This is a genomic window from Myxacorys chilensis, from assembly GCF_059505265.1.
The window spans coordinates 113,092-138,350 of the sequence record NZ_JCACKG010000149.1; the positions used below are offsets into that span (position 1 = coordinate 113,092).

Consider the following 25,259-nt stretch of genomic DNA (forward strand, 5'->3'; position numbering starts at 1 on the left):
GTAAGTCATTAAGAGTGAGTCATTAAGCGTGTGGATGAATAGCACGACAACACGAAGCTGAGGACGATTTGCCCTTGTTATTAAGCATTGATGGATGTATCAAAATGCTCGTTATTTAGTGTTGTCGAAAGCTTTCAGCGTGGAGTCGAATTTGGTTGACTGGGTTTGAAACCCTGTCGTTTTCAGGACACTATCACTCTATTGCGGATCTCAAGGAGCGTCGATGAGGATAAGTTGAGGAAAGTTATGGAGGTTTTTAAGGTTGCATTGAATGGATGGAAGTTATGGATTTAGGATTCGATCGCGCCCATACCGAGCAGGGCAGACTTCTGAGCAACCGTAATACCTGTAACACGGGTGATGTTTGTTCCGGTATAAGGCTTGGTTGGAGCCAAGATTTTTAAGCACTGACCCGTTTGAGTATCCCAAATCGTGATCGTTCCACTCTGGCTACCACTGGCAATTGCAGCACAATTTGGGTCAGGATGAAACGCGATCGCAGTCCGTACCGTTTGCGTCAACATGGGCAGCGTTTTTAGACACGCTCCTGTCTCCATCTGCCAAAGCTTTATGGTTTGATCTAAGCTACCACTGGCAAGGGTTTCAGCGTTGGGACTAAAGGCAACCGACCAAACGCTATTCTGATGCTTCTCTAGAATGTTAAGGCACTGTCCCGTTGTGGTTGACCAGAGCCGCACGGTTTCATCACCACTTCCACTGGCTAACACTTGACCATCCTGATGAAAGGCAATCGATTGAACCCGTCCGGTATGTCCTTGTAAGGTATGAAGACAGGTTCCGGTCTGCATTGACCAAAGCCGAATGGTTTGATCCTCGCTACTGCTAGCGAGCAGCGTTCCATCGGGACTAAACGCCACTGCCCACACCCAACTCGTATGACCCTGCAACGTTTGAAGACACACTCCCGTATCGACCGCCCAGATACGAACAGTCTGATCATCACTGCCACTGACGAGAAGTTGACCATCAGGACTAAAGACCACCGATTGAACCCAGTTTGCATGTCCTTCAAGTAACCGACACTGCCCTGTTGTGAGATCCCATAGTCGAATCGTGCGATCAACACTCCCACTCGCAAGTAAGCGTCCATTCGGATGAAACGCAACAGACGTAACCCAACCGCGATGTCCTTGAAAGGTGTTCAAGCACGCCCCTGTAGAAGTGTCCCAAAGCCTTACGGCTTGGTCAGTACTGCCACTCACAAGCTGCTGCCCATCTGCCTTAAACGCAATCGAGAAAATAGAGTTTGTATAGCCGCTCAGGGTTTTTAGACATTGACTCGTGGATAAATTCCAAAGCTTGACCGATTGATCGGTGCTGCCTGAGGCTAAGGTTTCACCGTCTCGGTTAAGGGAGAGTGAAAAAATAGCGTTTGTGTGTCCTCGCAAGCTGCTTAGACAGTCCCCTGTGGCAAGATCCCAGACTCGGATGGTGCGATCGTCGCTGGCGCTAATGAGACGGTTAAAGGCAGGATCAAATGCAATCGAACGAACGCGATCGCGATGCCCCTGCAAGGTTTTCAAACACGCTCCAGTTTGACAGTTCCATAGGTTGATGGTGTGATCGGCGCTGCCACTGGCGATGGTCGTATCATCCAAAAAGGCAATTGACCAGATGCGATCACGATGTCCTTCGCAAATCTGCTGGCAATCTTTGGTGTGCATTGACCAGATGCGCAGGCTGCGATCGTCACTTCCACTCGCTAACGTCTGACCATCGCGGCTAAAGGCAACAGAAAGCACCCGTCCGGTATGTCCTGGTAGAAGTTGAGAGTCACCCGTGCTGATATCCCAAAGCCTGACGGTTGACTCATCGCCACCGCTTGCTAATGTCTTGCCGTCGCTACAAAACGCAACTGACCACACAGAACCCGTATGCCCTTCTAGAACGCTTGAGCAGCGACCCGTGTGCAGATCCCATAAGCGAATGGTTTTATCACTACTACAGCTTGCTAACGTCTGACCATCCGGGCTGAACGCGATCGCCCAAATCCACCCGACATGACCGCTACAGTTCAACAACAGCGTCCCGTTTGCAACGTCCCACAACCGCAATCCACCTTCTGCATCTCCGGTCGCCAGCAGCGTTCCATCGGGGCTAAAGGCAACACTAAAGATAATGCCTAATGTGTCAGTAAAAATAGAGTGAGATAAATCGGAATCCGAAAGATCAACATCGTGAAGTTCTACATTTTTTAGATAAGCCTGCCAAATTTTTAGATTAGAACAATCTAAATCCTCTAAACGAGAAGTCAATTGACAGAGTAAATTCAAAAGGTTTCCACCCGCATATCCGGTTTCAAGTGATGATTTTCCTTGCAGCGTTTTCAGGCTCTGGGTAAAAAGCGTTTTAAGGTCAATTTGACCTACCAGATCTGCCTCTAACCGCATGAGGATGGGAGCCAGAATCAGGCGAATTTGGGTATCTCGAATGTAGTCCTTTGCCTGCGACGTTAGCAAAGCGTGGCGTTTCACAAGACAAGCTTGCGAAGCAAGACCGGATTTGAGTTCTTGACACACGTGATCGATCAAGCGATCGCTGACATACTCCAGCATGAGCGGCAACAGTGAGAATCGGGCGGCGGTTCGCTCGACAAGCGATCGCTGCTCCAACAATTGGAGAATTTCCATCAACGCTTGAGGCGCAATCGGCGGGAAAATGTCCGATCGCAAATCCGAAAACGTTGCCGACTCTCGATAGATCGCCAACCAATACATCACCGTTTTTTCAGCCTCCGATAGCCGCTCAAACTGCTGCTCAATCAGCGATCGAATGGTACCGAAGACAAATGTATCTTGCTGTAGAAAGTCAGAAATGCTGCCATCAAATAAATTCTGAATTGTGGTCGCAATTATTTTCAAGGCTAAAGGATTGCCAGAATAGCCCTCAATCAGTCGGTTCCACTCCTCGTCTGTCCCTCGAAACGCCCCTTTTAGTTGGAGTAATGCCTGTCCGTCGCGCGGTTGCAGTCCGTTGAGGTAAAAGCAGCGCACAGGTAACATTGCGCCTTCTAGAACGCTAATGTCTTGAGGTTTCTCCCGGCTCGTTAACACTAGAGTGCTTTGATGCAAGGTTTCTCCGATCTGCCGGAAGAGTTCACCATATCCTTCATATCCACTGCGATGAGGGTTAGCAGTAGAGCCGGGATCTGGCAAAACGGTTTCAACGTTGTCGAGAATCAGAAGACAGCGCTGCGATCGCAGTTGCGTCAATAGTTGGGCCAACAGCCGCGACAACATTCCCGCAACGGGTTCTGAATCAGCAATCTCTACGTCAGACAGAACGTGCAGCCAGTCGGCTAACAGATCGACAAGCGGCGGCGCATTACGGAGCGATCGCCAAATCACCCGCTCAAACTGCGGCTGCAATTGCTGCGCCAACTTCATCGTCAGCGATGTTTTTCCCATTCCACCCATGCTCAGTATCGCGACCAATCGACACCGCTCATCGAGAATCCACTGCTGGAGCTGACCTAATTCTGCCTCACGCCCATAGAAAAAACTGATATCAATTTGTTCTCCCCAATCTTGACGGGAAGAGCGCTGGATGGGTTTAATCGGCTCTTCAACCAGAGCTTGAGCCGGTTCTTGAAGCGCTGCGGCTGCTTGAAAACGCCGTTCGATCGCGGCTCGAAAGCTCGTTTTGTTAACTTTTTCGTCTAAAACAGAAGACAAAAGTCGCCATAGCTTAGGACCAATGTCATGCTTCAAATAGGTCGGCGAATAACCGTAGGTATCCGCGATTTTGTCATAGCTTTGCCGTTGCCAAGACCACGATTCGCGCAGCATTGCTTGCTGAAGATCGCTTAAATGCGTCCCTGCTTTCGCAAACACTAGCTGGTCGGTAAAGGCAAGAGCTTGTTCGAGATCCATGATTCAAAAATGCAGAAATAACTAAACTTAGGCCTTCGATCCGAGGGTCTAGAACGTGAAAGTTCGATCAGTACTAGAGGCACAATTCTTCAAGAAAACGCTTTGCAAAGTCTTTTTATCATACTCATGGTAAAACCTTAAACTTTCCGATCTAATCCTTCGGTTTTAACAGGAATTCTGTAACAATTAAAACAACTATGTGTCCTCACAGTTTCGTCTGTATTGCGCTCTGCGCTAATCGCTAATTTCCCTTCTGGGTTAATTAATTTTGCTATGGATCGGTTAATTGCTCAAGGTTGGAAACGGCTGCGTCAACTTCTCTTAAAGAGAATCATTCTAGTGTTGACGCTGATGTTCTGTATTGGGGTTGGGGTTGCGCTATCGAACATGTCGCGTCTCTCATCGAGCCTGATTGAAGCGCAAGCCACTCAAAATGCAGTTTTGTACACGCAGTCGTTTAATGAAGCGATTAATCTCTACAGTGATGCGGCGGTTGATCGCGCCAAAGCGATCAAAGGAGTTGACGTCACGCATACGTACTTGACGAAGCAAGGAGCCATTCCGCTGCCATCAACCTTTGCGATCGAGCTTGGCAAGCGCGTCACCGACAAGAACAATGAGTTAGCCTTTCGGCTGTATAGCGATTTTCCGTTTCCGTCCCGCAAAGCTCAAGGCGGAGCTAAAGATGCGTTCGAGCGGGATGCGATCGACTTTCTCAAAAAAAATCCGAGGCAGACATTTACCCGTCTCGAGCGTCACGGCGATCACACCTCGTTGCGATATGCCGAAGCTAGTTTAATGAAGCCGACCTGCGTTGCCTGTCACAATATTCATCCCAACAGCCCTAAAAAGGATTGGGACGTTGGCGATTTGGGCGGCGTCTGGGAAGTCACCCAATCGTTGGATAGCTTGGTGAGTCAGACCAACCGAAATCTGACGGAGACGTTTTTCACCTTGGGGGGAATCTCGGTCTTAGGACTGTCAGGCATTACGTTAGTGTTTGGAAAACAGCGTCAAACTACCCGAGAGTTAGAAGGGCGAGTCAGAGAACGAACGGCAGATTTAGCGCAAGCGAATGTTGATTTAGAAAAAAGAAATGGTTTAATTCGCCAAGTGTTTGGACGCTACTTAAGCGATAACATCGTTGTCAATTTGCTTGAAACTCCTGAAGGCTTAAAACTGGGTGGAGATCGCCGCAACATCACGATTCTCACCTCTGATCTGCGCGGGTTTACCGCGTTATCTGAACGGCTCTCCCCGGAACAAGTGATTCAGATTCTCAATCTCTATCTAGAACACATGGCAGATGTGATCAATCATTACGAGGGAACGATTGATGAGTTTATGGGCGACGGCATCTTGGTGTTATTTGGCGCACCGATTGCTAAAGAAAATGATGCCCTCAGAGCGATCGCGTGTGCCTGTGCGATGCAGTTAGCGATGGGAGCGGTGAATGAAAGACTAAAATCCTTTGACGTTCCGCCATTAGAAATGGGAATTGGAATTCACACGGGAGAAGTCGTCGTTGGAAATATTGGATCGGAAAAACGAACAAAATATGGCATTGTCGGCAGTCCGGTTAATCTAACCTATCGCATCGAATCGTACACGCAAGGAGGCCAAATTCTCGTTTCTCAGCAAACGCTAACCGAAGCAGGCTCAAACGTTAGAATTAACAAACGATTGAATGTTCAGCCGAAAGGATTTAAGCAAGCGATCGCAGTTTACGATGTAGCTGGAATTGCCGGATTCTACAATTTATATCTGCCAAAAGAAGAGGAAACATTTGTTCAATTACCCGAAGGCATTCCGCTTCAGTTTGCCTTGGTAGACGGAAAACACGTTGGAGACAGGCTCTTTTATGGAAAACTCATTCGACTGTCACAAAAAGGAGCCGAATTGCACATTAATCGTTCGGAGCTACAACCATTATTCTCTGAATTAACCACTCTTAAACTCAACCTATTAGCCCCAGAGAGGAGTGAAGATTTCTATGCTAAAGTTTCACAAAAGGCAGCAGATACTGACAGTCTTTACATCTGTTTTACAGCCATTACGCCAACCCTTCAGAAGTACTTTGAGAGCTTGTTCAGTCAATTTCTATAGACATTTTTTTATAGACAGATCTTTATTAACGCCTAAATGTGCCTGACGAGACGTTGCTAGAATAGCAAACTGCAAATTACGGTCTACCATGATTCATTTCAATAGGTTTCGATCGGCTAAAGCGCGCAAAGTCGGATTTGTAGGGCTTTCGCTAATTACGTGTGTGGCATGTGTTTTGATTTATTCTGTCCGTCGTCCTGCGATCGCAACCTCGCCTTGGATCAAGCGCAGCAATGAATACGCGACGTTGATCTCGCAGGCAGAAACAGCAAAAGCATGTCGCGGAGAGTTTGCTGCCAGCGAAGCATTGTTAACGCTCAATCCAAGTTTTGTGGAATGCCAACAGCAACGCATTCGTCAAGCGGTACAGACACTAAAAGGGAAATTAGCTCAAGAGCAAGATCAGAATCTGCGAGTGGATTTGGCAATTCTAATTGAGGCAGGACAGCGAGAGCTACGATCGCAGCTTCTTGCTCAGAAATACAATCTCCCCTATGTCAACCTTAGCCAAGTGATTTCAAACAGTTTTAGAGATGCATTTCGAGAGTCGAGTTCATCTAAAACGAAACAGATGGCGCTAACGCAACTGAAACAGTATGCAGGAGAAGCAGCCGGAACGCCATCGCTGGTTACTCGATCTGAGCAACGAATTCGCGATCGATTGAACCAATCAGAAACCTATTTTCCAGAGAAATCTCAACTCGTATCTGACTTAAAGAGTGCAGCAACACATCTCGACAAACTTCAGAAACTTTTTGAACAACAGAAAATATCAGACTATCAAACCACTTATGCCAAACTTAAAACTCAGCTACTAGAGTATGACACCTTTATTCGGCGCGAAGTCTTACCCAAAGCTAGGACTGATTTTCGTCTCCCTGCCGAAATCTATGCATTCAAGCTTCAAGAAAAAGGCATTGACATTCCAGTTGACGATTTGATTCGTCAAGCTCGCTCCAGCTTTAAGCAAGTTCAAGGGCAAATGGACGCGATCGCGCCGCAGGTTGCTCGGCAAAAACAACTCAAGGCAACTGGGTATCGAGACGTGATTGGAGCGCTAAAGCAGAACCAGCTTTCTGCCGAGGACGCGCTGCGGCATTACCAGCAGCGTGAGAAGGATATCGAAGCGATCATTCGCCGCGAACACCTCGTCACCTTGCCGAAGCGATCGCTGAACATTCGCCTTGCCACCGCTCAAGAAAATGCGTCCTTCCCGGTTCCGCAATACTTTCCTGGCAAATCGAGAAAAAGCGAACAGGGCGGCACGTTCATTCTGCCCGTGCTGCAACCTAAAAAACAGTCGCGTCCTTACGATGATTTCACTCATCCCGCCGTCGCTTGGACACTCACTGCCCACGAAGGTCGACCCGGACACGATTTACAGTTCACAACAATTCAAGATCGAGGCTTGTCACAAGCGCGGACCGAGTTTGCCTACAATACTGCCAACCACGAAGGATGGGCGACGTATGCCGAGGAAATCATACAGCCCTACATGCCAATCGAAGGGCGGTTTATTTCACTTCAGTTTCAGTTGCTCCGGGCAGCTCGCGCCTTTTTAGAGCCAGAGCTTCAGCTAAATCGAATCACTACCGCAGAGGCCGTTCGAGTCTTGACCGAGGACGCCGGATTTTCACCATTTTTTGCCGATCAAGAAATTAAGCGCTACACCGCTCGATTACCGGGTCATGCACCTGGATATTTTTATGGCTACCAGCGCTTTATGCAACTGCGATCGCAGGTCGAGACGGCGCTCGGATCTCGGTTTAATCCTCAAGAATTTCACGATTTTATTTTGTCTCAAGGGTTTCTGTCTCAACAGATGCTACAGGAGGTAGTCTCCCAAAAGTTCACTGTCGATCGAAATACTCCTCAAATCAAAAGCAAACCTTAAGAAATGTGTTGTCTCCGCCCTCAGCGAGATGAGAAATCTATCTCTTCATTGCAGTATCGAGATAAATCCCTACCTCTAGACAGACGTTCTGAGATAATAGAAGTATCCAAAGGTAGATCGACCTTAGATGCCAATCACCGTAAAATCTTCTGATGAGTTATAAAGGGGCTTCGGAAAGACTTTAACATCTATACCCGACAACTAGTGGTTTATAAAAAAACGCTCTACTGTTCCATAACAATGTTTGAGGCTTGGCAATGAGTACAATCCGAGTAATTCTAATTGAAGACCATGACCTTACGCGGGTTGGCATCCGTGCGGCACTACAACAACGGGAAGGCTTTGAAGTCGTTGGAGACGCCAGAGATGCTAAGTCCGGCTTAAAGCTTCTGAAAACGGCACAGCCTGACATTGCGATCGTGGACGTAGGGCTGCCCGATATGACCGGAATTGAACTGACCAACGAGTTTAAGCAATTGCAAGCCGAAGGAGAATCGCCGCACACGAAGATCCTGATCATGACGCTTCAAGACAGCGAAGATACTGTACTTGCTGCGTTTGCGGCTGGAGCCGATTCCTACTGCATGAAGGATGCCAGCATTGACAAGCTCGCTCAAGCGCTCACCGTCACCTCTGAAGGCAACGCTTGGATCGACCCTGCGATCGCGCGCATCGTGCTGCACCAGACCCAAAAATCTTACGTTTCCTCGGCTCAAACCGTCGAACCCACTACGATCGCTATTAATCGAATCACCGACGAAGATTTTATTCCTGCCTATCCTTTGACCGAGCGAGAGCTAGAGGTGCTTAAGCTAATCGTCGATGGATGCAGCAATGCTCAAATCGCTGAACAACTTTACATCACAGTTGGCACGGTTAAGACTCACGTGAGAAACATTTTGAATAAGCTGTGTGCAGATGATCGTACACAGGTTGCCGTTCGTGCTCTGCGCACAGGATTGATTCAATAATTTGTCATTCAAGCCATTGGGTCACACACAGGGCGCAAATTGGATCACAAATTATCCGCTCGTCTCCGCACCGCTAGCCAATTCCCACGCCTCCACTACATTACGAGGAGGTGTGGGAATTGTGCTTTCTGAGGAGATGTGAGAGAGGAGATTGGGGAGAGACAAGCTACAATGCTTCAGACAGCCGATGCGGTTCCTTCGGAGTTGCCGCAAATTGCACTAAGATAGCTGAGCATCATGTCTGAGCAGCCTTTCATCACACTCCTCAACCATCCCGGACAGCTTTGGGAACGGGCGATCGCTCAGACACAATTCGCGATCGCGTCCGGTGCGCTCCACTCGCTTCCAACCGAACGCGGATTCCTTCACGATGAGGGCATCCAATTTCTGGTGAGGATTCTCGGCAATTTGATCCGCAAAGACGAGGCCACCCAAAAGCAGAACAACGCAGAACGGGTAACAGGCAAAGATTTCAATCCGTTCTTACCCTATGAAGCCGATCTGTTTGTGGTTGACGTTTCGTCTACCCACGTCTGTTTGCTCAATAAATTTAACGTGGCTGATCACCACTTACTAATCATTACTCGCGCTTTCGAGGAGCAAGAATCGCTCTTGACCTTCAACGATTTTGAAGCGCTGTGGGCCTGTTTAGCCGAATTCGATGGACTAGGATTTTATAACGCTGGCAAAGTCGCTGGGGCTAGTCAGGGTCACAAACATTTGCAACTCGTTCCGTTTCCGCTAGTTCCAGAAAGCCGATTGCCGATCGCACCCCTGCTCACATCCGCTTCAACGAATCTTCCAAACAATGTTTCGGGGTTGCCCTTTGTTCATGCTTTTATAAACCTTGATCCAAGTTGGGCACAAGACCCATCTAAAGCGGCGGAACAGACATTGACTTGCTATAACACTCTGCTGCGATCGCTCGGATTAAAAATAGGAGACGGTAGAACACCAACGTTGCAATCTGGGGCGTATAACCTACTGATAACCCGAGAATGGATGCTGGTTGTGCCGCGATCGCAGGAAAGCACGCACAACATTTCGGTGAACTCACTTGGCTTTGCTGGTGCATTGTTAGTACGGAGCGAAGCAGAACTAAAGCTTTTAACAGAAATACGTCCAATGAATCTTTTAAAGCAAGTTGCTTTTCCTTTAGATTGAGTAAATTGATGTCAGGATTAAGCCATGAAGCACGAATCGTTTATCGCGACGCCTAATTCGACAATCAAGCTAAAGAATTTCGATCCAAAATACAGTGGCTCTCTCGATAAGAAAACTGCAAAACTTGAGCTACAAGCCGGGGTTGAGAGACTGGCCGCCTATCAAAACGTTCTGTACGCCCAAAACTCTTATGCGCTTCTGATTATTTTTCAAGCTATGGATGCGGCGGGAAAAGACAGCACCATCAAACACGTCATGTCGGGCGTCAATCCTCAAGGCTGTCAGGTGTATAGCTTCAAAAAACCTTCTGACGAAGAACTTGATCACGACTACTTGTGGCGATCGGTGCGAGCCTTGCCGGAACGGGGTCGAATTGGAATTTTCAACCGATCGTACTACGAAGAAGTGCTGGTTGTGCGCGTCCATCCAGAGTTGTTAGCCCTCCAAAAACTACCGCCTGCCCTGAATCACAAGAAGATTTGGGATCAGCGATTTGAGGAGATCAACAACTTCGAGAAGTATTTGGTGAGTAACGGAATTATTATTCTCAAATTCTTTCTACATGTTTCAAAAGAAGAGCAGAAAAAGCGCTTCCTCGCTCGAATCAATCAGCCGGAGAAAAATTGGAAGTTTTCTACATCCGACGCCAAAGAACGGGCAGCTTGGGATGAGTACATGACCGCTTACGAGGCGGTCTTTAGCAACACCAGCACGCCTTGGTCGCCATGGCATATTATTCCAGCAGATCAGAAGTGGTTTACGCGATTAGCAGTTTCCAACATTATCTGTAGCAAATTGGAATCGCTGAATTTAGCATATCCGACAATGACTCAGCAGCATCAGCAGGACCTTTTAGAAGCAAAAAAAGTCCTTGAACAGGAACCGTGATTAGCTCTGATGCTTTAGCGCTTGGGGAGGCGTTTTCTCCGGAGGAGCGAGTTGCACGAATCGCATCTTCTAAGATTTGAAAAATTGAGACCTGAGAAATTGCCCTTAACAGAAACCATTGAGCTATTTCCGCGCTTTCTGAATTTCTTCGCGAATCGTCAACAAATCAATATAGCTATCTGCGACATGGATGAGATGATCGCTGGCCATCGATCGCAGTGCAAATACCTCCACCCGCGACCCGACATAACTCACCGCATTCACCGCATACGACAGATCTCCGTCACCACTGATGACCACTTCAGTGTCACAATTTGGAGCCATCCGCACCATATCAACCGCGATTTCAACATTCATACTGCTCGCCCGTTTTACACCCGCCGGGTTAAGCACCACATCTTTTGTGACGACCCGATAGCCGTTGCGTCGCATCCAGGTCAAAAAGGATTGCTGTCTCAAGTTGCTCGGATCAACTCCTGTGTAGAAGAACGCACAGACCAGCTGACGATCCTGACGAAAATAGCGCAGTAGCTTTGCATAATCAATCTCAATTCCCATCTGAGATGCCGCATAAAACAAGTTAGCGCCATCGATAAACATCACCACTCGACCACGGCTCTCTTCGAGATGCTCTAACGAATGGTCAGTCTCCAGATTCGGTTTGCCAGACTGCTCAGGAAACGGTGAGGGTAACTGCTGTTGAGGGGAATGTGTCGGTTCAAGGTGAAGCGTAACCTCCTCCCCGCTTGGGTTTTCTTGAATTAACTGAACCATGAATAGAATTTTTAAGCTAAAACACTTATGCAATGTGGATGATGTCGGGATGACAGCCCCCTACATTGACCTTGAAAGTGTTGGTTTGACTGAAGTTTATTATAAGGATCTGCGGCTTTCTGATGAAGGAGATAGAAGAACGTATGTTCATATTGCTCCTATGAGCATCACCCGCAACTCAGAATCTTGCTACTTTTTATTAAAAAGCTCAAGGGGATTGATTACTTTGTAACAAACCTTTGGGCCTAAGCGTATTCCTACACGAGCAACACGCATCTGCTAACCCTCACCCACCGACACTAAAGACTTCTACCAACACAACTCTAAGGTAAAAGTGTCGAGGAATAGTGCATTTTCTCGCTCTGTAGCGTAGAAAGGCGTTCTCTAACGTTGTGAGCTGTCCAATCAGAATCTGTAAATTTCTCTTTAAGCTAAAAGACAGCGCGATCGACGCGAGGCACGACTCTAACAGAATCGCGTAACTCAGCCAAATCGCCAACTGCGATTTGGCTAGAGAGTGGCCCGATGCAACCATGTTGAACCCCTCAACGCATTGAGCAAAAAGTGCTGAAATCTTTCTCGTATCTAGGTTAGAGCCTCTAAGTATATAAGTTCAGTGCGGCATATTTTGGCAATCTTAAAACATCATAAAGATTTTTTGTTATTTTAACAAGGTGTAACTTTACTTCATGGACCTTAAACTTAAGTTGTAAAACTTATAAACTTAGGTTCGGCTGACCGTGTGTTTAACGAAATGACTCAAACTTTTTTTCGTTCACTTGAGCTAGAGTTACGAAAAAATGTTTTTCGTGCAGAAGCTGTAAACGAATATCACAGTTTATATCGTTAGTTACACTACGCTCTTTAACTTTGGAAAAGCACGGTAAACCTGAAGGAATACTGGGGTTTCCTAACAAAACACACATCAGGTATAGCCACTCTAGTTAAGGGCACTTTCACATTATTTTGGGTTAGCTCAGAAGCCGTCTCCCTACTCTATTTGCGTGTGGTATCCTCCGTAGAAGGTCTGGTGATTGAGCGGATGGTAATGCTAACCCTAGAACACAGATTATAAAAATCAAATTTCGCGGAGTCGGATGATTATGCAACTCGTTCCTCGTCCTCGTCGCAATCAGTCTTCTCCACAGCGGTTAGATCATGATCGAGAGGTTCAGCAGCCAACGGTTAGGACGGCGCGATCGCTAACTGAAACCGACGATCGCGTGATTATTTTTATTGATGGCTCTAATCTGTTCTATGCCGCGATGCAACTTGGTTTAGAGATCGATTATGCCAAGTTGCTGTGCTGTCTCACAGGTCAGCGGCGGTTGCTACGAGCCTACTTCTACACTGGCGTCGATCGGCAAAATGAAAAGCAGCAAGGCTTTTTACTCTGGATGCGGCGGAATGGTTACCGGGTTGTAACCAAGGATTTAGTTCAGTACCCCGACGGGTCTAAACGTGCCAATCTCGATGTTGAAATTGCGATCGATATGGTGATGTTGGCGAAGCACTGTGATACTGCTGTTTTGTTAAGTGGGGATGGCGATCTCGCTTATGTTGTCAACAATATTGCTTATCAAGGCACGCGGGTCGAAGTTGTTAGCCTCCCTGCCATGACCAATGACGGACTGATCGATGTTGCCGATCGCTTTATTGATCTATCCGCCATTCAATCTCAAATTCAGCGATGTGAACCTGCAAGCCAAGCTCGAAGCGTCATATAGCAGCGATTCACTCGACCAAGTTTGAGAGAAGTAGTTTGAAAGAATTACGGCAATATAAGGGCTTTTGAGCCATTTCCCTTTGATTGGCATAGGATTGCTATAGATTTTTTACGCTAGAGTCTATGTCCATCAAAAAGATTGTTTCGATCGGAATGCTAATTTTTGTCCCGATTTCTATCGTGGCAGAAACTCAGCACTGGGGAACCATGACAGTCTTCATTACCTCTGCTTTGGCGATCGTGCCGTTAGCAATTTGGTTAAGTACTGCTACCGAAGAAGTTGCGATCGTCACAGGTCCCTCAATCGGTGGGTTGCTCAACGCTGTGTTTGGCAATGCAACCGAACTGATCATTGCGCTGGTCGCACTGAGAGCCGGACTGATTGATATTGTCAAAGCGAGCATCACCGGAACCATTATCAGTAACTTACTGCTGGCAATGGGACTTTCGATGTTTTTGGGTGGACTCAGGTATAAAGAGCAAGACTTTAAACCGATTGTGGCACGTGTGAATGGCTCATCCATGACTCTCGCCGTGATTGCTATTTTGCTGCCCACGCTGGCGTTCTACACCTCTGGCAACGTCGAAACTCCTGCGATTGAAAAGCTCTCGATCGCGGTGGCTATAGTGTTAATTGCGGTGTATGGGATGACGCTGCTCTTCTCGTTGAAGACTCATAATTATCTCTATGAAGTCAGTTTATCTGAGCTAGAAGGCGAGGGAGAGGGCGGACATAAACCAAACCTATGGCTCTGGTTAGGAATTTTATTAGTGGCGACCGCTGCGGTTGCTTACGAATCAGAAATTTTCGTCGGCGTGGTGGAAGAAGCAACAAAAGGGTTGGGGTTAACGCCGCTCTTTACCGGGGTGATCTTGTTGCCGTTGGTTGGTGGTGCCGCGGAATATGTGACAGCCGTTGGGGTTGCGGTTAAAAACAACATGGATTTGTCGGTCTCGGTGGCGATGGGATCGAGTCTGTTAGTGGCGTTGTTGATGGCCCCAGTACTGGTACTGGTTGGACAGGCGATCGGGCAACCGATGGATCTCAGTTTCAATTTGTTCGAGGTCGTTGCGGTTACAGTAGCCGTGGTTGTCGCGAATCTGATTAGTTTAGATGGTCGCTCGAACTGGCTAGAAGGAGCGTTGCTGTTGGCGACTTATGCGATTCTCGGTGCAGCTTTCTACTTTCAGTAGTGTCAGTAGTAGTTACGATATGGCGTTCAAAGCTTCAAATTGCTGCCAGCAGAGGTAGAGCGATCGCGGCAAATGGAAACATCCCTTCCATTTGCCGCCTTTAAGATTTAACAGCACTTCTCCTCGTCGATTGAGATAGCCAAACCATTCGCCATACTCAGGATCAGCAAAATGAGACCATGAATACTCATGAAGCTTGGTGTACCAGTCCCAACAGGCGGCACGACCCGTCAAGCGATACCCCATCGAGAGCGCAACTAGCGATTCTAGGTGAACCCACCACAGTTTTTGGTCCCATTCCAATTGCTGCGGTGGATGTCCCTTGGCATCCATAAAGTAATAGAGGCCGCCGTATTCTGCATCCCAAGCAAAATCAAGAATGCTTAATACAACATCTATAGCTTGGTTAATGGTTTTAGAATCACCTCGACGATTGGCAATATCCATAATGAACCACATGGCTTCGATGCCGTGACCTGGATTAATTAATCGTCCTTCAAAAGAATCAAACCGGGATCCATCGGGTGCAACGTTTTCATACATGAGCATGGAACGGCAATCAAGAAAGTCAGTCATCACTTCCTCAACAGTTGAACTCAAGACTTGCTCAAGCGTTTCGCTCGGCAACAGCCACTCCATTTCAAGGGTCAAATTCGCTAAAATCATCGGCACAGCTAATGATCTCATTGGGCGAGTGCCCGGATAGGTTTTGTTGTAGTGACCTTTAGGATTGTCTTTACGGCGTAAAACATTGTTATAGGCTTGCAGCGCAACTTCTTTCGCCCACTCCTCGCCAGAGGCAAGAGCATACTTACTAAACGCCATTGCCGCGAAGCAGTCAGAGAAAATATTGTAGGGCTGCACAAGTGGGTTTCCAACGCGGTCGAGGGAAAAATACCAGTTTCCCTCTGCATCTCTGCCATGCTGAGCCAGAAAGTTAGCCCCGTTTGCCGCAATCTTAAGCCAGTTTTCTCGCGGCTCTAGCTGTTGATATAGGGTTGAGAATGTCCAGACTTGGCGGTTTTGCAGCCAGACAAATTTATCGGTGTCGTAGACATTGCCATTGCGATCGAGGCAGGTAAAATAACCGCCTTGCTCCCAATCAATTGAATGCGTTTCCCAAAATGGCAAGACATCGTTGAGGAGCGCATTTTTGTAAAGTTTTGCTAGTGCTTCAAAGTCTTGCTCCACGAATTCCTTCCTCTTGATCACACAGCAATAGCATCATATCGCCTTGTCATAAAGCGTCATTACCTCTTTGAGCGATAAGCGTGACTGTGCCCCCAGCGTCAGCGATGAGGTATGCCCGCGCTCCAAATGCTCAGCCGCCGCACACGCAATCATCGCCGCGTTATCGGTACAGAATTGCATCGGTGGAAATAGAACCCGCAAATTGTGTTTCTCAGCCGCCGCTTGCAGATGTTGGCGTAATCCACGATTTGCTGCCACTCCGCCGCCAATGGCGATCGCATCCAACCCAAAATCTCGCGCACATGCGATCGCCCGTTTCGTCAGCGATTTTGCGACCGTTGCTTGAAAACTCGCCGCTAAATCTGCGATCGGTAATGGCTCTCCGGTCTGCTGGAGTTTTTGAGTCAGTCGCAGAACCGCCGTTTTCAATCCACTGAAACTAGAGTCGTAGGGATGATAGCCGCCTTCGGGTAGCGAAATTTGACCTTCGGGCAGCGGAAATGCTTTTGGGTTTCCTTCGCTTGACAGTCGATCAATGATTGGCCCTCCTGGGTAGCCCAAGTTCAACAGCCGCGCCACTTTGTCAAAGGCTTCTCCTGCCGCATCATCGCGCGTTTGACCCAGCACATCATAGCGTCCGCAATCTTTGACATAAATTAAACTCGTATGCCCACCAGACACCAGCAGGCATAGAAACGGAGGCTGTAAGGTTGGATCACTTAGATAAGAAGCGTAAATGTGTCCTTCTAGGTGATGAACGCCAATAAACGGCTTTTGATGTAGCATTGCCAGCGTTTTGGCGGCGGTCAATCCGACTAGTAGCGCCCCAACTAATCCAGGAGCGCAGGTTCCGGCAATGCCATCGATGTCAGACCAACCGAGATTAGCCGCTTCAAGAGCTTGCGCGATCGCGCAATTGACGATTTCGACATGTTGACGCGATGCCACTTCTGGCACAACCCCGCCGTATTTCTGATGGATTGCGATCTGTGACGAGACGATACTGCTCAAAACGTGACGATTCTTTACGATCGCTACTGCCGTTTCGTCACAACTTGTTTCAATTGCTAAAACCGTTGCCATTTGCTGATACGTTTTTGAAGGTATAGGCTACCGTAGCGTGGCTAAACCCTGCGTGGTGTAGCTAAAACTTGGATTAGGTAACGCTAATAAAAGTTTATCGCGCTACTCAGTTTCGTCTATTTTTGGATTGCAGAAAGCTCAACGCTTTTTGCACTAATAAACTACGCAATTTGTAAAAAAGGGAAACAATTCCATGCAACGATTGTTTGCTCTAGTTCTCGTTTTCTCCTTGTGGTTCGGCTTTGCTGCCCCACAGCCAGCCCAGGCTTACAACTTAGTCCCCTGTAACGAAAGTACGGCCTTTGCTCAACGTGCTAGAGACTCGGTGAACCAGAACGCCGCGCGACGCTATGAGATGTACTCTCGCGCAAACTTGCTGTGCGGCAAAGATGACGGGCTGCCTCACTTAATTGTAGATGGCAATCTCGCTCACTTAGGTGAATTTACGATCCCAGGCATTCTGTTTCTACTGCTCACCGGTTGGATCGGTTGGGCGGGTCGCTCTTACATCCAAGCGGTGAAGAAGAGCGGCAACGCAGAAGACCAAGAGATCATTATCAACGTGCCTTTGGCAATCAAATGCTTGTTGGGTGCTGTCCTATGGCCTCTTCTAGCCATCAAGGAATTGACGTCAGGTGAACTTGTTGTGGGTAAAATCACGAACGCGGACACCGGCATTCCTGTGTCTCCGCGCTAGTAGAGACGGTATGAGGGAAGAAGGATGAATTAATTGTCTTCAGTTCTTTGTCCTTTCTCCCTCAACTTTAGTCTAACTACCCACCAAGCGCGTCTATTGCTCCTTCAATGAGCGCTCAAGGGACATCGGTAGAATCAGTTCTCACCAAGAAAGGCTTGAGTCATCTCAAGCAACGCTGTTTTACCCTAAAAACATTGAATTTACGGAGTCTAACTATGGCTGGTTTGCCTCGTTATCTTTCAAGCGCACCTGTACTGGCAGTGGCTTCAATCAGCGTCGTGTTTACGGCGTTTATGCTGATCAACTGGGTTTCACCAGATTTGCTCTTCTTAGCTAAATAGAAGAAAAAGTGGGCAGTAGGAGACGCTTCAATTGCTGTCTGAAGCTTGTACGCTATAACGTATCCCTCCTATTGCCCACTGAACTATGCTCGATTCGGAACTCGAAATTCGTCGCCTGTTAGACGTTATGCCTGCTTCTGGGCGGATGCTGACCAAACTAGTGAGCAAGCCAGAGCAACGGGCGCTAATTGATGCCCCATTTCCGATGCCTTGGAGTAGCGATCGCGTCATTTACATTAATTTTGATTTGTGGAGTCGTCTCTCCCGCCCGCAACGAGATCTACTGATTCTCCGCACCGTCAGTTGGCTCTCTAGCGTGAAATGGTTTCAGCCCAATCTTTCGCTAGGGCTGGCAGGGGCAGGAGTTGTGGGACTGGGGTTTGAGCTATTACAGCAAGACATTGTAGGCATCGCCGCGACGACTGCTCTCGGCGCGATCGCACTCACCCAAATTTGGCGCACCAATCGCAGTTCCCGGATTGAACTTGACGCCGACGAGAAAGCGCTACAAATCGCCCAACGTCGAGGCTATACCGAGACGGACGCGGCTGGATTTTTGCTCTCGGCGATCGAATCAGTGGCTCAAAACGAAGGGCGATCGCTGACGTTTGTTGAAGTATTAAGATGTCAGGCGCTGCGGGCGATCGCAGGTCTCTCCCCCATCGGCGTGCCGCAATCGATTCGACAACAAGAGTTCTAGCTCTTCCCGACAGATTTTTCCGGCGTCTTCGATTTGAAATAGGCTTCCAGCACCTGACGGACCATCGGAGCCGTGACCGAGCCGCCGCTGCCACCGGAAAACTCGCCCATTGCAACGACTACAATTTCAGGCTTGTCGTACGGGGCAAACGCTCCAAACCATGTATGAGAGCCTTGTCCTAAATCTTCAGCCGTACCACTTTTGCCCGCCACCGGAGGTAAATTCGACACATTTAACGCCTGTCCGGTTCCGGTACTGATTACGCCTCTTAGTCCTTCTCGCAGAATCCGAATAGTATCAGGACTAAGATTGAGCGGTTCGCGCCAGTTCTGAGCCGATTCGTTGTCTTTGAGCAAATGAGGCTTGACCCGATATCCGCCATTGGCTGCGATCGCAAACATAGCGGCTACTTGTAACGGTGATGCCTCAACATAGCCTTGTCCGATCGTCATATTCACCGTGTCGCCGACAAACCATTCTTGCTTCACCTCTTTCTGCTTCCAAGCCGCATCAGGCACAAGACCAGGAGATTCTTCAGCGGCCAGTTCAACACCCGTTTTTTGCCCAAATCCGTAGCGATGCGTCCACTCAATCAAGGGTTTCTCCCCCATTCCCATACCGATTTGGTAAAAGAACGTATCGCTGCTCCAGGCCAGCGCACCAACAAAGCCTTGAGGACCAAATCCCGCATGGTTCCACTCACCGAAATCAATTCCACCCACTTTGAGAGAAGGATAGGTGTTGAGAACGGTATCGGGCGAGAATTTGCCCGATTCTAATCCCGCCGTTGTGGTGATGATTTTGAACGTACTGGCAGGCGGATAGCTCTGCAATGCCCGATTGAGAAAGGGATGGTCTTGGCTCTGGAGTTGCTTCCACGTCTCGTTTGACATCCGCGTGGTAAAAAGATTGGGATCAAATCCAGGATGGCTCACCATCGTCAGAATTGCCCCAGTATGCGGATCAAGCGCCACGATCGCACCTTCACGATTTCCAAGTGCCGCTTCCGCCGCTTTTTGCAAATCTAGATCGAGCGTCACTGTGACATCTTTGCCAGCGTGGGTTTCTTTCTCTCCCAAAATTTTCAAGACATTTCCAGCACCATCGACCTCAACCTGCTGACCGCCCCACTCGCCGCGCAGTTGCTTCTCAAAGGCCGCTTCAATTCCCATTTGCCCAATCACATCTCCCAGTCGATAGCCGTCGCCCTGGTGACGCTGCAACTCCTGATCACTCAGTTCGCCCGTGTAGCCGATTACATGCGCTCCCAAATCGCCGTTTGGGTAATCTCGTACCGCTTCAGCATCGACTTCCACCCCTGCTAATTCGCTGCGGTACTCTTCTAACGCCGTCACTTTTTGGGGACTGATTCCTCGGGCAATTCGCACCATGTACGGGGAACTGTAGCCTTCTTGTTGCAATCGCCGCTCAATATCCTGCACGGGAATATTTAAAATTTGCGATAAACGCTGCAACGTCTTGGGCCAATCTACTTTCTTCTGTGCCAATGGCTGGAGGTACACTGAATGAGACAATCGACTCCCCGCCAAGATTCTGCCCTTGCGATCGACAATTTTTCCGCGCTCTGGATGCTTGGGAATCAGCCGAATTCGGTTGGTTTCTGCCAGTTCACGATTGCGATCGCCTTCAACGAGCTGCAAATACGCCAACCGCCCGCCCAAGCCACCTAAAATCAGCCCAATTAGCAGCAGAAGCAGCACCATTGATTGATTTTGGCGTCCTACGTTCCGACCCGTTTGTTTGGGGAGCGCGGGTGCAGAAGAAGAGTGAAGAAGGGTCATAAATAAACAGTTGAAGGGACGCAGGTCTAGGCAGTGCTACTTAGGAGTTGCAATATTAGGATTGCACTAGAGGACTTGCACTAGAGCGGCTTAGATTCCAAAGCTGTCACAACTTTGTTTAACAGTTGTCATTTAACACTTATCGTTTAACAGTTGTCATTTAACACTTATCGTTTAACAGTTGTCCTCAAGTTCGGGTCTGGGAGTTTTAATACCTACATGGGCAATCTAAAACCGGAGACCGTGAACGCGATCGAATGCACCCAGTTTAATTAAATCATTCTTTCAGATCAAATTTGCCAAACGCTCCCTGAAGGCGCAGTTAGCCTAGAGCGCACCTCCGCAGAAACCGTAGATTCTACATCCTTCCCATCGCATAAAATAAATCAAATTGAGCGTCGAACCCCTCTATCTTTTGGTAGGGAATGCCGCGTTCATGATCCAGGGAGAATCACCGCAAGGAACCGAAACTATGTCTCAAACGGCAACACACAAGCCGCTTTCAACAGGCGTCAACGTTGGATTTGATGTTGAACTGCGGAAAGTGTTTAAAGTTTATGGGGGTGAATCTGCGGTGCGAGGCGTTGATCTCAGCATTGGTCAAGGTGAGTTTTTTAGTATTCTCGGCCCGTCGGGTTGCGGCAAAACTACCACATTGCGGCTGATTGCCGGATTTGAAACACCGACAGCAGGCGAGGTGGTGATTCGCGGTCAGTCTATGAATCATGTCCCGCCTTATCGGAGACCTGTAAATACAGTGTTTCAAAACTATGCGCTGTTTGGTCATCTATCCGTGTGGGAAAACGTTGCGTTTGGGCTGCGAATTCAAAAATGTCCCCGCTCAGAAGTGCAAAGCCGGGTGCAGGATGCGCTGAAACTGGTCAAGATGGAAGGCTTTGCCAAGCGATCGCCGTCCTCTCTTTCGGGCGGACAACAGCAGCGAGTTGCCCTTGCACGAGCATTAGTGAATCGTCCGGCGGTCGTATTGCTCGATGAACCATTGGGCGCGTTGGATCTGAAGCTGCGCAAAGAAATGCAGGTCGAACTGTCGATGCTGCATCGAGAGTTAGGCGTGACCTTTGTGCTGGTGACACACGATCAAGAAGAGGCGCTGTGCTTGTCCGATCGGATTGCGGTGATGAACGCGGGACAAGTTGAGCAAGTCGGCACACCCGATCAGATTTACGAGCGTCCTCAAACAGGGTTTGTCGCTAGCTTTATTGGAGATACCAATTTGTTTCACGGCAGAATCGAGGGCGCACATCCAACAATGCTGTGGATTCGCACTGAAAGCGGCTTGAAGATGACGGTGCAACCTGCTCAGACAACCCCACCGCTCACATCGGGGCGCGTTGTGGTGAGTGTACGTCCTGAAAAAATTCAGGTCAGCCTCACGCCAAAAGAGCAGGGCAACTGCTTTGAGGGACGCCTGCGAGATGTGATGTATTTGGGAACGCATGTGCATTACGTCGTCCAGTTGATGTCTGGCGATCGCATCACCGTACGTCAACCTCACGCCTTGACCGTGCCGACAGCAGAAACCCCGATCTATCTGGTTTGGGACGCGGAAAGCTGTTTAGCACTACCAGATAGTCAGGGGTGAAGGTTATGTTAAGTCGAGTTCATTCTCATCGGTCTCGTCGTCGGTTTTTGAAGGGCGCGATCGCGGGAGCATCGGGATTTGCCCTGTCGAGTTGCGGCTGGACGTTAGCTAAAGTGCAAACCGCAGAAGTCGTTCAGAACCGTTCTAACGAATTGCACATTTACACCTGGTCAAACTACATCGATCAAGAATTGGTCAATGCGTTTAGGGAAAAAACTGGAATCAACGTCATTTTCGACATTTTTGATTCTAATGAAACAATGCTGGCAACGTTTCAAGCTGGTAAAGGCGGGATCTATAGCATTATTTATCCCTCTGATTACAAAGTCAGTCAGATGATCCAGTTAGGATTATTGAGCGAATTAGACCATTCTCGATTAGACGGGTTGACCAATCTTCTACCCCGGTTTCAGCACTCGGTTCACGATGTGGGCAACCGCTACAGCGTTCCGGTGAGTTGGGGAACGACGGGATTGGTGTATAACAGCGAGAAAATTCAAGAACCACCCACCGATTGGAATTATCTTTGGCAAAACAAAGAGAAGTTAACGCGGCGAATTACGCTGATGGATGACGTTCGGGAAGTGATGGGAGCAACGTTGCGATCGCTAGGGTTTTCCTACAATTCCACCAATGCCGATGAGATTAAGAAAGCCTATGAGCGACTGCAAGAATTGAAAAGCGCGATCGCCACCTTCACAACTGATGCATGGCGTGATCAAATCATTGCAGGCGATTTATTGATCTCGATGTGCTATTCTGCCGACGCCGTGAGCGTGATCAATCAAAACAAAAAGCTGAAATACGTAATTCCCAAGAGTGGAACATCGATCTGGAGCGATACGATGGTGGTTCCAAAAACGGCTCCTAACCGAGATGCGGCTTACGCGTGGATGAGTTTCATGCTGCAATCGGATGTCGCTGCAAAAGTAACAGAGCGATTGTTTTTTGCCACACCGAACCTGGCGGCGTTCCGACAATTGCCTGAGTCGTTGCGATCGAATGTGAGTTTATTTCCGCCAGATGCTCAGATTAGCCAATCGGAATCGATCGCCCCGGTGTCAAAATCAACGCTCGAACTCTACGACCAGTATTGGACGAGGCTCACCAGCAGTTGAGGCTTACTCACTAGATGCCTATGGCTTGGCGGATTTGAGCAACTATTTGTTCTACAGGTTGATCACTTTGTAGCGCGATCGCGTCGGTTGGTTCTTCTAAGGTTTCAAGCTGACTGTGCAACATGCTGGGTGGCATAAAATGTCCTTGACGGTGCTGCATGCGTTCTTGCAAAACTGCTTCCGACGCTTTGAGATAGACGATCTTCACCTGATCAGAATCTTGTTTTAGCTGCGATCGATAACTAGCCTTTAAAGCAGAACACGCTAAAACAAAGTTTTTCTTGTTCTCAAGCCCATGCTGAATCAGCGATCGAATCGTTTCTAACCAAGGCTTGCGATCGTCATCTGTCAGCGCAATGCCGTGACTCATTTTGTCGATATTCGCTTGGGGATGTAGCCCGTCTCCGTCGATAAAATCCCATTTCAAATCATCCGAAAGCTGATTACCAATGGTGGTTTTGCCGGAGCCAGAAACGCCCATAAGCAAAATAATCACGAGGCAGCACTCCAGTTCACATAAGGCAATCGAGCTGCCGTAGCGCGGATCTGATCTGCTCCAGCAACTAACTGACCACACGCATCCCACGTTCCTGCTATAAACATTTGACGTGGGCCTTCGCCTATTGAAACTGGAGCGGTGAAGTCGTCGCAGTGAACCTGCTTCATTTCTAAATCAACCTTTATTTCGGCTTGAGGATTTGCGCTCAGCCGCTCTTGTAGCTGTTTTGTCATGCTTGGATCAGCCGTTACACAAGGGATTCCAAGCGCCACACAGTTGCCAAAAAAGATTTCAGCAAAGCTTTCGCCTACGATCGCCCGGATACCCCACTTCGCGATCGCTTGAGGGGCATGCTCACGACTAGAGCCACAGCCAAAGTTACCGTTGACAACAAGAACGGTTGCACCTTGATATTGCGGCAAATCAAAAGGATGCTGCCCGCTTTTTTGAGCGCGATCGTCGGCAAAGACTTGTTCGCCTAAGCCATCGAAGGTGACAGCCCGCAGAAACCGTGCCGGAATAATCCGATCGGTATCAATATCATTTCCAACCAGTGGGATTCCCCGCCCTGTAACGGCCTTAACTTCGCTGACCATATAACAAACCTTTGAGTGCAGTCTATTAGTATAAAGCGGATGCCGTTATAAGGTAATGGGTTTGCGATTCGCCTCGCCAAGACCGAAAGCAGGCTTAGCGTTGCGTTGCTCACCCTACTTTCCCACTCTTGTAGTAAAAGATTTCTGATTTCTTTGTTTGTTCAGTCCCTAAAGCTTTAGAAATATTTCTTCAAATCTCCAAATCAAGTAACCCGTCCAGCCCTTAGTGTAACTTTGCCAACCACTTAGCACGAAGATGTATTCTCTTGGCAAGCTGCCTATAGAACCTTGCGGATCGTACTTAAAAGAATCCCAAGGAGATAGCCACATGCCATTGACATGCCAATGAACAGCTTTACCAAACTTAGTTTCACTAATTGTCTGAGCAGTCATCTCTGGAGATGATTTACAACCGAGACCTCGCCAAATCTTACTCTGAACACTAAATCCAAAACAACCATCACTGTACTGAGTCCAGAGTGCATCGATCGTCAATAAAGACTGTTTGGGTAAGTTTCTAATATCATCTGAGTGCAACCAACCGTCTCTTCCTTTGTGCATTAGCTCAAGCAAAAGTCGCTTTGTTTCAAAGTCAGCATCCTTCCACCGTTTCAATTCGAGTAATTGCTTGAGTTTTTCACAGTTTAAAGGCGGCTCAACAGTCTGTTTGTTTTTAGGTGCTGGTGCTACCTCAGCTTGAGGTTGATAGGTCTTCAAGAAACTGTACGCAGCATTAATTTGCTTGATTTTGTCTTCTGCTTTTTGTTGTAAGCGTGGATGATCGCAAAACCGATCAGGATGCCAAACCAAAATTAGATCTCTATACGCCTGTTTGATTTCAGTTTGAGTTGCTTCTGGTTCAAGCTCAAGAATTTGATAGTAGCGTGTGGCATCTCCCATGGGAATTTTCTTTTCCAGCGAAGTTTGACTTAACCTTTAAGAGACCAGCAAATGAGTTGATTTAGTATAATTTCTGTTCAGTAATTTGACACGTCGAATTCAAATCAACCTAAGGACGT

22 protein-coding genes are annotated in these 25,259 nt (G+C 48.1%); 13 read left to right on the forward strand and 9 right to left on the reverse strand.

The window, feature by feature from the left end:
- Nucleotides 1-290 precede the first annotated feature (290 nt).
- Nucleotides 291-3,893: a helix-turn-helix domain-containing protein gene (locus AC5JLB_RS11285; protein WP_495873928.1), complete on the reverse strand. Its 3,603-nt coding sequence runs from the start codon at nucleotides 3,891-3,893 to the stop codon at nucleotides 291-293.
- 273 nt (nucleotides 3,894-4,166) lie between these two features.
- Between AC5JLB_RS11285 and AC5JLB_RS11290 the strand changes: the two genes are divergently transcribed.
- From AC5JLB_RS11290 to AC5JLB_RS11310, 5 genes are all read left to right on the forward strand, one after another.
- Nucleotides 4,167-5,999, forward strand: a complete 1,833-nt coding sequence (locus AC5JLB_RS11290) for an adenylate/guanylate cyclase domain-containing protein (RefSeq protein WP_495873929.1) — start codon at nucleotides 4,167-4,169, stop codon at nucleotides 5,997-5,999.
- 175 nt (nucleotides 6,000-6,174) lie between these two features.
- The gene (locus AC5JLB_RS11295) at nucleotides 6,175-7,893 is read left to right on the forward strand and encodes a DUF885 domain-containing protein (RefSeq protein ID WP_495873930.1); all 1,719 of its coding nucleotides are present in this window, start codon (nucleotides 6,175-6,177) and stop codon (nucleotides 7,891-7,893) included.
- A 257-nt stretch (nucleotides 7,894-8,150) separates the two neighbouring features.
- A complete protein-coding gene (locus tag AC5JLB_RS11300; protein ID WP_495873931.1) occupies nucleotides 8,151-8,864 on the forward strand; it encodes a response regulator in 714 nt (237 codons plus the stop codon).
- A gap of 237 nt (nucleotides 8,865-9,101) precedes the next feature.
- Nucleotides 9,102-10,028, forward strand: coding sequence for an ATP adenylyltransferase family protein (locus tag AC5JLB_RS11305; protein ID WP_495873932.1), 927 nt, complete (start codon nucleotides 9,102-9,104; stop codon nucleotides 10,026-10,028).
- Nucleotides 10,029-10,052: 24 nt separating this feature from the next.
- Complete coding sequence (locus tag AC5JLB_RS11310) at nucleotides 10,053-10,916, forward strand: polyphosphate kinase 2 family protein (protein WP_495873933.1); 864 nt, start codon at nucleotides 10,053-10,055, stop codon at nucleotides 10,914-10,916.
- Nucleotides 10,917-11,039: 123 nt separating this feature from the next.
- On the opposite strand, the gene AC5JLB_RS11315 is transcribed toward AC5JLB_RS11310, so the two are convergent.
- On the reverse strand, nucleotides 11,040-11,690 hold the full coding sequence (locus tag AC5JLB_RS11315) for a LabA-like NYN domain-containing protein (protein ID WP_495873934.1): 651 nt from the start codon (nucleotides 11,688-11,690) through the stop codon (nucleotides 11,040-11,042).
- On the opposite strand from AC5JLB_RS11315, the gene AC5JLB_RS11320 reads away from it, so the two are divergent.
- A complete protein-coding gene (locus tag AC5JLB_RS11320) occupies nucleotides 11,689-11,922 on the forward strand; it encodes a hypothetical protein (RefSeq protein WP_495873935.1) in 234 nt (77 codons plus the stop codon). The genes AC5JLB_RS11315 and AC5JLB_RS11320 overlap by 2 nt on opposite strands.
- Before the next feature lie 54 nt (nucleotides 11,923-11,976).
- Here AC5JLB_RS11320 and AC5JLB_RS11325 read toward each other — a convergent pair whose 3' ends face one another.
- Nucleotides 11,977-12,225, reverse strand: coding sequence for a hypothetical protein (locus AC5JLB_RS11325; protein WP_495873936.1), 249 nt, complete (start codon nucleotides 12,223-12,225; stop codon nucleotides 11,977-11,979).
- Between the two features lie 568 nt (nucleotides 12,226-12,793).
- Between AC5JLB_RS11325 and AC5JLB_RS11330 the strand changes: the two genes are divergently transcribed.
- Nucleotides 12,794-13,417 carry a LabA-like NYN domain-containing protein gene (locus tag AC5JLB_RS11330; RefSeq protein WP_495873937.1) on the forward strand — a complete coding sequence of 208 codons (624 nt, stop codon included), beginning with the start codon at nucleotides 12,794-12,796 and terminating at the stop codon, nucleotides 13,415-13,417.
- Nucleotides 13,418-13,539: 122 nt separating this feature from the next.
- A complete protein-coding gene (gene cax / locus AC5JLB_RS11335) occupies nucleotides 13,540-14,610 on the forward strand; it encodes a calcium/proton exchanger (RefSeq protein WP_495873938.1) in 1,071 nt (356 codons plus the stop codon).
- A gap of 12 nt (nucleotides 14,611-14,622) precedes the next feature.
- On the opposite strand, the gene AC5JLB_RS11340 is transcribed toward cax, so the two are convergent.
- Entirely contained in the window at nucleotides 14,623-15,801 is a 1,179-nt protein-coding gene (locus tag AC5JLB_RS11340; RefSeq protein ID WP_495873939.1) for a n-acyl-d-glucosamine 2-epimerase, read from the reverse strand.
- A gap of 33 nt (nucleotides 15,802-15,834) precedes the next feature.
- Nucleotides 15,835-16,884: a tRNA (adenosine(37)-N6)-threonylcarbamoyltransferase complex transferase subunit TsaD gene (gene tsaD, locus AC5JLB_RS11345; RefSeq protein WP_495873940.1), complete on the reverse strand. Its 1,050-nt coding sequence runs from the start codon at nucleotides 16,882-16,884 to the stop codon at nucleotides 15,835-15,837.
- A gap of 193 nt (nucleotides 16,885-17,077) precedes the next feature.
- On the opposite strand from tsaD, the gene AC5JLB_RS11350 reads away from it, so the two are divergent.
- From AC5JLB_RS11350 to AC5JLB_RS11360, 3 genes are all read left to right on the forward strand, one after another.
- Nucleotides 17,078-17,581, forward strand: coding sequence for a Photosystem I reaction center subunit III (locus AC5JLB_RS11350; RefSeq protein WP_495873941.1), 504 nt, complete (start codon nucleotides 17,078-17,080; stop codon nucleotides 17,579-17,581).
- Nucleotides 17,582-17,796: 215 nt separating this feature from the next.
- On the forward strand, nucleotides 17,797-17,922 hold the full coding sequence (locus AC5JLB_RS11355; protein ID WP_495873942.1) for a hypothetical protein: 126 nt from the start codon (nucleotides 17,797-17,799) through the stop codon (nucleotides 17,920-17,922).
- 85 nt (nucleotides 17,923-18,007) lie between these two features.
- On the forward strand, nucleotides 18,008-18,622 hold the full coding sequence (locus AC5JLB_RS11360) for a DUF3318 domain-containing protein (RefSeq protein WP_495873943.1): 615 nt from the start codon (nucleotides 18,008-18,010) through the stop codon (nucleotides 18,620-18,622).
- Here the strand turns inward: AC5JLB_RS11360 and mrdA are convergent.
- On the reverse strand, nucleotides 18,619-20,424 hold the full coding sequence (mrdA, locus tag AC5JLB_RS11365; protein WP_495873944.1) for a penicillin-binding protein 2: 1,806 nt from the start codon (nucleotides 20,422-20,424) through the stop codon (nucleotides 18,619-18,621). The two genes, AC5JLB_RS11360 and mrdA, sit on opposite strands and share 4 nt — an antisense overlap.
- A gap of 472 nt (nucleotides 20,425-20,896) precedes the next feature.
- Between mrdA and AC5JLB_RS11370 the strand changes: the two genes are divergently transcribed.
- Both AC5JLB_RS11370 and AC5JLB_RS11375 read left to right on the forward strand, forming a co-directional pair.
- A complete protein-coding gene (locus AC5JLB_RS11370) occupies nucleotides 20,897-22,027 on the forward strand; it encodes an ABC transporter ATP-binding protein (protein ID WP_495873945.1) in 1,131 nt (376 codons plus the stop codon).
- A 5-nt stretch (nucleotides 22,028-22,032) separates the two neighbouring features.
- Nucleotides 22,033-23,145: an ABC transporter substrate-binding protein gene (locus AC5JLB_RS11375; protein ID WP_495873946.1), complete on the forward strand. Its 1,113-nt coding sequence runs from the start codon at nucleotides 22,033-22,035 to the stop codon at nucleotides 23,143-23,145.
- Between the two features lie 10 nt (nucleotides 23,146-23,155).
- Here the strand turns inward: AC5JLB_RS11375 and AC5JLB_RS11380 are convergent, their stop codons facing one another.
- The 3 genes from AC5JLB_RS11380 to AC5JLB_RS11390 all read right to left on the reverse strand — a co-directional run bounded on the left by AC5JLB_RS11380 (nucleotide 23,156) and on the right by AC5JLB_RS11390 (nucleotide 25,140).
- Nucleotides 23,156-23,641, reverse strand: a complete 486-nt coding sequence (locus AC5JLB_RS11380) for a gluconokinase (RefSeq protein ID WP_495873947.1) — start codon at nucleotides 23,639-23,641, stop codon at nucleotides 23,156-23,158.
- On the reverse strand, nucleotides 23,638-24,240 hold the full coding sequence (leuD, locus tag AC5JLB_RS11385; protein WP_495873948.1) for a 3-isopropylmalate dehydratase small subunit: 603 nt from the start codon (nucleotides 24,238-24,240) through the stop codon (nucleotides 23,638-23,640). The genes AC5JLB_RS11380 and leuD overlap by 4 nt, the downstream gene beginning before the upstream one ends.
- A gap of 168 nt (nucleotides 24,241-24,408) precedes the next feature.
- A complete protein-coding gene (locus AC5JLB_RS11390; RefSeq protein ID WP_495873949.1) occupies nucleotides 24,409-25,140 on the reverse strand; it encodes a GUN4 domain-containing protein in 732 nt (243 codons plus the stop codon).
- Between the last annotated feature and the right edge of the window lie 119 nt (nucleotides 25,141-25,259).

Bases quoted from the DNA above. Each gene is read 5' to 3' on its own strand.
- AC5JLB_RS11285 (WP_495873928.1), bottom strand. From the start codon at position 3,893: ATGGATCTCGAACAAGCTCTTGCCTTTACCGACCAGCTAGTGTTTGCG.
- AC5JLB_RS11305 (WP_495873932.1), top strand. From the start codon at position 9,102: ATGTCTGAGCAGCCTTTCATCACACTCCTCAACCATCCCGGACAGCTT.
- AC5JLB_RS11360 (WP_495873943.1), top strand. From the start codon at position 18,008: ATGCTCGATTCGGAACTCGAAATTCGTCGCCTGTTAGACGTTATGCCT.
- AC5JLB_RS11310 (WP_495873933.1), top strand. From the start codon at position 10,053: ATGAAGCACGAATCGTTTATCGCGACGCCTAATTCGACAATCAAGCTA.
- AC5JLB_RS11370 (WP_495873945.1), top strand. From the start codon at position 20,897: ATGTCTCAAACGGCAACACACAAGCCGCTTTCAACAGGCGTCAACGTT.
- AC5JLB_RS11355 (WP_495873942.1), top strand. From the start codon at position 17,797: ATGGCTGGTTTGCCTCGTTATCTTTCAAGCGCACCTGTACTGGCAGTG.
- AC5JLB_RS11330 (WP_495873937.1), top strand. From the start codon at position 12,794: ATGCAACTCGTTCCTCGTCCTCGTCGCAATCAGTCTTCTCCACAGCGG.
- tsaD (WP_495873940.1), bottom strand. From the start codon at position 16,884: ATGGCAACGGTTTTAGCAATTGAAACAAGTTGTGACGAAACGGCAGTA.
- AC5JLB_RS11325 (WP_495873936.1), bottom strand. From the start codon at position 12,225: ATGGTTGCATCGGGCCACTCTCTAGCCAAATCGCAGTTGGCGATTTGG.
- AC5JLB_RS11320 (WP_495873935.1), top strand. From the start codon at position 11,689: ATGAATAGAATTTTTAAGCTAAAACACTTATGCAATGTGGATGATGTC.
- AC5JLB_RS11290 (WP_495873929.1), top strand. From the start codon at position 4,167: ATGGATCGGTTAATTGCTCAAGGTTGGAAACGGCTGCGTCAACTTCTC.
- mrdA (WP_495873944.1), bottom strand. From the start codon at position 20,424: ATGACCCTTCTTCACTCTTCTTCTGCACCCGCGCTCCCCAAACAAACG.
- AC5JLB_RS11300 (WP_495873931.1), top strand. From the start codon at position 8,151: ATGAGTACAATCCGAGTAATTCTAATTGAAGACCATGACCTTACGCGG.
- AC5JLB_RS11375 (WP_495873946.1), top strand. From the start codon at position 22,033: ATGTTAAGTCGAGTTCATTCTCATCGGTCTCGTCGTCGGTTTTTGAAG.
- AC5JLB_RS11315 (WP_495873934.1), bottom strand. From the start codon at position 11,690: ATGGTTCAGTTAATTCAAGAAAACCCAAGCGGGGAGGAGGTTACGCTT.
- AC5JLB_RS11350 (WP_495873941.1), top strand. From the start codon at position 17,078: ATGCAACGATTGTTTGCTCTAGTTCTCGTTTTCTCCTTGTGGTTCGGC.
- cax (WP_495873938.1), top strand. From the start codon at position 13,540: ATGTCCATCAAAAAGATTGTTTCGATCGGAATGCTAATTTTTGTCCCG.
- leuD (WP_495873948.1), bottom strand. From the start codon at position 24,240: ATGGTCAGCGAAGTTAAGGCCGTTACAGGGCGGGGAATCCCACTGGTT.
- AC5JLB_RS11390 (WP_495873949.1), bottom strand. From the start codon at position 25,140: ATGGGAGATGCCACACGCTACTATCAAATTCTTGAGCTTGAACCAGAA.